The sequence below is a fragment of the Streptomyces sp. NPDC050738 genome (genome assembly GCF_040654175.1).
Taxonomy (GTDB): domain Bacteria; phylum Actinomycetota; class Actinomycetes; order Streptomycetales; family Streptomycetaceae; genus Streptomyces.
Genome location: NZ_JBFAHN010000023.1, coordinates 92045 through 98123, shown reverse-complemented (window position 1 = coordinate 98123; position 6079 = coordinate 92045). Strand labels below are relative to the sequence as shown.

Genomic DNA, 6079 nt, shown 5'->3' with positions numbered 1-6079 from the left:
ACCCCCCCAGTTGGTGCCTACGCCCCTCACCACCCCCCGCCCCCCGGCGTGGGCGCACCCCGGGGGGGGGGGCTGGGGGGGCGGGGGGGGGGTGGGGGGGGGGGGGGGGGGGGGCCCCCCCCCGCCCCACCCCCGTGCCCCCTAATCCACCTCCGCGACCGCCTGCGCGAACTGCGCCGCGTACAGCCGCGCATACGCGCCGTCCGCCGCCAACAGCTCCTCGTGCGTGCCCTGTTCGACGATCGACCCGTTCTCCATCACCAGGATCACGTCCGCATCGCGAATCGTGGACAACCGGTGCGCGATCACGAACGACGTCCGCCCATGGGCCAGCCGCGCCATCGCCTTCTGGATCAGCACCTCGGTCCGGGTGTCGACCGAGCTCGTCGCCTCGTCCAGCACCAGAATCACCGGATCGGACAGGAACGCCCGCGCAATGGTGATGAGTTGCTTCTCACCGGCGCTGACCCCCGTCCCCTCGTCGTCGATGACGGTGTCGTACCCGTCCGGCAGCGTCCTGATGAACCGGTCCGCATGCGCGGCACGGGCCGCCTCCTCGACCTCCTCGCGCGACACCTCGCGCCCGGGCGCGGCCCCGTAGGCGATGTTGTCCGCGATGGACCCGCCGAACAGCCACGTGTCCTGCAGCACCATCCCGATCCCGGCCCGCAGGTCCTCGCGCGTCATCTTCGCGATGTCGACCCCGTCGAGCGCGATCCGCCCGCCCGTGACCTCGTAGAACCGCATCAGCAGATTGACCAGCGTGGTCTTGCCCGCACCCGTCGGCCCCACGATCGCGACCGTGTGCCCGGGCTCGACGGCCAGCGAAAGCCCCTCGATGAGCGGCTTGTCCTCTTCGTAGCGGAAGGCGACCTTCTCCAGCGAGACACTGCCCCGCAGCTCCTCGGGCCGCTCCGCGGAAGGCGAGTCGGCCTCCTGCTCCTCCGCGTCGAGCAGCTCGAAGATCCTCTCGGCGGAAGCGACACCCGACTGCACCAGATTCGCCATCGAGGCGACCTGGGTCAGCGGCATCGAGAACTGCCGCGAGTACTGGATGAAGGCCTGCACATCACCGATCGACAGCGCACCGGTGGCGACGCGCAGCCCGCCCACCACAGCCACCAGCACATAGTTCAAGTTGCTCACGAACATCATCAGCGGCTGCATGATCCCGCTGTTGAACTGCGCCTTGAAGCTCGCCTCGTACAGTGCGTCGTTCTGCTCCTTGAAGAGCTCCGCCGACTCGTCCTGCCGCCCGAAGACCTTCACCAGCGCATGGCCGGTGTACATCTCCTCCACATGGGCGTTGAGCTTCCCGGTCACCTTCCACTGCTGTACGAACTGAGGCTGCGACCTCTTCCCGACACGCGCCGCGACCACCACCGACAGCGGCACGGTCACCAGCGCGACGAGCGCCAGCAGCCACGAGATCGAGAACATCATGATCAGCACACCCACGATGGTGAGCAGCGAGTTGATCAGCTGCCCCATCGTCTGCTGCATGGTCTGCCCGATGTTGTCCACGTCGTTGGTGGTGCGGCTCAGCACCTCGCCGCGCTTCTGCTTGTCGAAGTACGACAGCGGCAGCCGCGACAGCTTCGCCTGGATGTCCTCGCGCATCCGGTACGCCATCGCATTCACGATCCGCGCCGTCAGCCGCGTGGCGACCAGCATCAGCAGACCCGCGCACACGAAGATCGCGAGCGCGGCGAGCAGCACCATCCCGATCTTGTCGAAGTCGATGCCCTGCCCCGGGGTGAAGTCCGTCCCCGAGAGCATGTCGGCGAGCCCGCCCTGCCCCTTGTCCCGCAAGCCCTGCAGCGCCTGTGCCTTGGTGATGCCCTTCGGCATCTCGCGCCCGACGATCCCCGAGAAGACCAGGTCGGTCGCCCGCCCCAGTATCTTCGGCCCGACCACCGACAGCGCGACGCTGCAGATCACCGCCAGGATCATCCCGGACAGTGCCGCGCGCTCGCGCGCGAGCATCTTCACCAGCCGCTTGCCCGACCCGCGGAAGTCCATCGACTTCTGCGCCGGGCCCATCATCATGCGTCCACCAGGACCGGCCATCAGGCTGCCTCCGCCTCGGTCAGCTGGGAGAGCACGATCTCCCGGTACGTCTCATTGCCGGCCATCAACTCGTGATGGCGGCCCGTCCCGACCACCCGCCCCTCGTCCATGACCACGATCCGGTCGGCGTCGCGGATGGTCGACACCCGCTGGGCCACGATCACCACGGTCGCCTCGGAGGTCTCGCGCCGCAGTGCACGGCGCAGGGCCGCGTCGGTCGCGTAGTCGAGAGCCGAGAAGGAGTCGTCGAACAGATAGATCTCCGGCCGGGCGACGAGCGTCCGTGCAATGGCCAGCCGCTGCCGCTGCCCGCCCGAGACATTGGTCCCGCCCTGGGCGATGGGCGCGTTGAGCCCGCCCTCCAGGTTCTCCACGAATCCCTTGGCCTGCGCGACATCCAGCGCGTGCCACAGGTCCTCGTCGCTCGCCTCCGGATTCCCGTAGCGAAGATTCGTGGCGACGGTCCCCGAGAAGAGATACGGCTTCTGCGGCACCAGCGAAACGGTCTTCGCGAGCAGCACAGGATCCAGCGTCCGCACATCGACACCGTCGACCAGCACCTCACCACCGGTCGCGTCGAACAGCCGCGGCACAAGCCCCAGCAGCGTCGACTTGCCGCTGCCCGTCGACCCGATCACCGCGGTCGTCTCACCCAGCCTGGCCTCCAGCTCGACTCCGCGCAACACGGAGGCCTCGGCCCCCGGGTACTTGAAGTCGGCGCCCTTCACGGCCAGATGACCGTGCCGGGCGAGCTCCTTGACCGACGCCGAAGCGTCCGGCGGCACGACGCTCGAATCCGTACCGAGGACTTCCTCGATGCGCTCGGCGCAGACCTCGGCGCGCGGCACCATCATGAACATGAAGGTGGCCATCATCACGGACATCACGATCTGCATCAGGTACGCGAGGAACGCGGTCAGCGCCCCGATCTGCATGGCGCCGCTGTCGATGCGCATCGCGCCGAACCAGACCACGGCGATGCTGGAGATGTTCACGACGGTCATGACGGTCGGGAACATCAGCGCCATCAGCCGCCCCGTACCGAGTGACACCTCGGTCAGGGATTCATTGGCGCCGCGGAAGCGGTCCTTCTCGTACCCGTCCCGCACAAAAGCGCGAATGACGCGGTTCCCGGTGATCTGCTCGCGCAGCACCCGGTTCACCGTGTCCAGCCGCACCTGCATGGTCCGGAACAGCGGCCGCATCCTGCGGACGATCAGCGTCACCGCGGTCAGCATCACCGGCAGTACGGCGACCAGCACCAGCGACAGAGGCACGTCCTGCCCCAGCGCCAGGATGATCGCGCCGACGCACATGATGGGCGCGGAGGCCATCAGCGTGAACGCCATCAGCACCAGCATCTGAACCTGCTGGACGTCATTGGTGGTCCGCGTGATCAGGGACGGCGCCCCGAAGTGCCCGACCTCGCGCGCGGAGAACGACTGCACCCGGTCGAAGATCCCGGCCCGCAGATCCCGGCCGACCGCGGCGGCGGTCCGTGCGCCGTAATAGACCGCACCCATGTTGCAGACGACCTGCACCAGGCTGATGGCGATCATGACGCCACCGAAGGTGAGGATGTAGCCCGAGTCGCCCTTCACGACACCGTTGTCGATGATGTCCGCGTTGAGCGTCGGCAGATACAGGGAGGCGCTGGTCTGGAGCAGCTGCAGCAGCGCCAGCAGTGCCATCGGCTTCTTGTACGGACGCAGATAGGTCCGCAGGAGTTTTATCAGCACGCTGTCTCTCGGGGTCGGCGAAGGAGGGTGAGGCGACCCCATTTTCCGACACCCGCGGCCCCAACCTCGAACCGTTTTCTTCAAGCGCGGGTCAAGAACCACCGTCGCCGAATGCGCCGGGGTGGATCTGGTCACGCGTGGCGACGTACTGCTGACGCACCGCCTGCCCCACCGGCAGCTCCTCGCCGGGCTCCAGCACCTGCGCCGCGGCCCCCTGCCAGGACGGCGGAGTCGCCTCGTCGAGCGTCCCCTCGGCAACCCCCAGCGCCCAGGCGGCCTGCCGCGCGGCACCGATCGCCGCATAGTCGGCGGGCTGCGGAACGACGACCTGCGCACCGAAGAGCGAAGGCGCACAGGCCTGTACGGCACCGAGCTCGGCGGCCGCACCCAGCAGAAACACCCGCCGCACCTCCACGCCCCGACCCCGCAGCACCTCCATGGCGTCCGCCAGCGAGCACAGCATGCCTTCGAAAGCGGCCCGCGCGAGATGCTCCCGCTTCATGGACTCGCGCCGCAGCCCTGACAACGTCCCGGCGGTGTGCGGCAGTTGAGGTGTCCGCTCACCCTCCAGGTACGGCAGCAGCACCAGCCCCGACGCGCCGGGCGTCGACTTCAGGGCCAGCTCGGAAAGTTCTTCGAGCGTGTCCACCCCGAGCAGCTCAGCAGTGCCGCGCAGCGCCCGTACGGCATTGAGCGTATGGACGACCGGCAGATGCATTCCGGTGGCATCGGCAAACGAAGTGATGACCCCGCTCGGATCAGCCAGCGCCTCGTGGTGCACGGCCATCACGGACCCGGAGGCACCCAGCGAAACAACGACATCACCCACACCCACCCCGAGCCCGAAGGCGGCGGCCATGGTCTCCCCGGTCCCTGCCGAGATCAGCAGCCCCTCGGGGGTGGTCCCCGCAGCCTCCGAAGGCCCGAGCACCTCGGGCAGCGCGGCCTGGTGCCCCAGCGCCAGCTCCACCAGATCCGGCCGCCAGCCCCCGCTCTCCGCGGACCAGAACCCGGTGCCCGAAGCGGCCCCTCGGTCGGTGATCCGCCGCGCCGGCCGCCCCAGGAGCTGCCACACCAGCCAGTCGTGCGGCTGCATCACGGCAGCCACCTTCGCGGCGATCTCAGGCTCGTGCCGGGCCATCCAGCGAAGCTTCGCTATGGGCTGCGCGGACTGAGGTACGGAACCGACGGCCTCGGCCCAGGCCTGCCTGCCGCCCAGCAGATCCACCAGATCCGCGGCGGCGACCTGCGCCCGCTTGTCGTTGCCGACCAGTGCGGGCCGTACGAGATTGCCCTGCCGGTCCAGCGGCACCAGCCCGTGCTGCTGCGCGGAGACCCCGATGGCCTGAACGCCCTCGAGCAGCCCTCCGCCCGCGGCCTCGCCCAGCGAAAGCAGCCAGGCCTGCGGATCGACCTCCGCTGCTTTCGCCTCCACTGGGTGGGGCGCATACCCCTGGCGCAGCACGGCGCCCGTGTCCGCATCACAGACGACGATGCGCGTGAACGCGGAAGAGCTGTCAAGACCGGCGACTATCCCCATGCCGGTGATTGTGCCGCACCTCGGGCGCCTCAGGTGTTACTGGTACCCCAGTCGTCCTCGCCACCGCCGCTGCGCTGCTTCAACGAGCGCACCCGGGCGGCCACGGACTCGGGCATTTTGTCCCCGACCGTCGCACTGACCTTGTCGCTCACCGAGTGGTACGCCTTGCCCGCCGCCTCGCGCCCGGTCTGGGCCGCGGACTCCACGGTGTTGCGCACGGCCGGATTCTGCGCGACCTGGCGCGCGGACTTCTTGAGCTGTTCGTAGCGCTCCCTGCCGGCCCGGGTCCCGATCACGTACCCCAGAGCCAGTCCGGCGACGAACGTGAGCTTGTACCGCATGGCAGCCACCCTTCCCTCAGTCGGTGCGGACCGCCTACCCGGCCGCGCCCCTGATCACCCGGGGCGGAACCGATTGGCGGAGCACCCCCCTGCTTGCGCTAATGTATGTGTCGCAGCGGACGCACGCCCCCCGGGAACATCCGAGGTAGGTACGTTCGAGGCACCGCAGCAATCCCCTGTAGCTCAATTGGCAGAGCAGCCGGCTGTTAACCGGCAGGTTACTGGTTCGAGTCCAGTCGGGGGAGCGCAGTTCAGCACAATCCCCTGTAGCTCAATTGGCAGAGCATTCGGCTGTTAACCGGAGGGTTACTGGTTCGAGTCCAGTCGGGGGAGCAGTAAACGGAAGAGGGGCCCCGAGGGGCCCCTCTTCCGCTGTTTCGGGTGACTTC

Annotated in this window: 4 protein-coding genes and 2 tRNA genes; 2 read left to right on the top strand and 4 right to left on the bottom strand. The window is 68.5% G+C overall.

From position 1 onward, the window contains the following. Positions 1–141 precede the first annotated feature (141 nt). The 4 genes from AB0H78_RS36370 to AB0H78_RS36355 all read right to left on the bottom strand — a co-directional run bounded on the left by AB0H78_RS36370 (position 142) and on the right by AB0H78_RS36355 (position 5690). Positions 142–2070: an ABC transporter ATP-binding protein gene (locus AB0H78_RS36370; protein ID WP_363239104.1), complete on the bottom strand. Its 1929-nt coding sequence runs from the start codon at positions 2068–2070 to the stop codon at positions 142–144. Next, complete coding sequence (locus AB0H78_RS36365) at positions 2070–3809, bottom strand: ABC transporter ATP-binding protein (RefSeq protein ID WP_363239103.1); 1740 nt, start codon at positions 3807–3809, stop codon at positions 2070–2072. Before AB0H78_RS36365 ends, AB0H78_RS36370 begins: the two co-directional genes overlap by 1 nt. A 91-nt stretch (positions 3810–3900) precedes the next feature. Then, the gene (locus AB0H78_RS36360) at positions 3901–5349 is read right to left on the bottom strand and encodes an FGGY family carbohydrate kinase (RefSeq protein ID WP_363239102.1); all 1449 of its coding nucleotides are present in this window, start codon (positions 5347–5349) and stop codon (positions 3901–3903) included. A 29-nt stretch (positions 5350–5378) separates the two neighbouring features. Further along, positions 5379–5690 carry a YtxH domain-containing protein gene (locus AB0H78_RS36355; protein WP_363239101.1) on the bottom strand — a complete coding sequence of 104 codons (312 nt, stop codon included), beginning with the start codon at positions 5688–5690 and terminating at the stop codon, positions 5379–5381. A gap of 172 nt (positions 5691–5862) precedes the next feature. On the opposite strand from AB0H78_RS36355, the gene AB0H78_RS36350 reads away from it, so the two are divergent. Further along, positions 5863–5935, top strand: a tRNA-Asn gene (locus AB0H78_RS36350). Positions 5936–5950: 15 nt separating this feature from the next. Further along, a tRNA-Asn gene (locus tag AB0H78_RS36345) sits at positions 5951–6023 on the top strand. Positions 6024–6079: the final 56 nt, after the last annotated feature.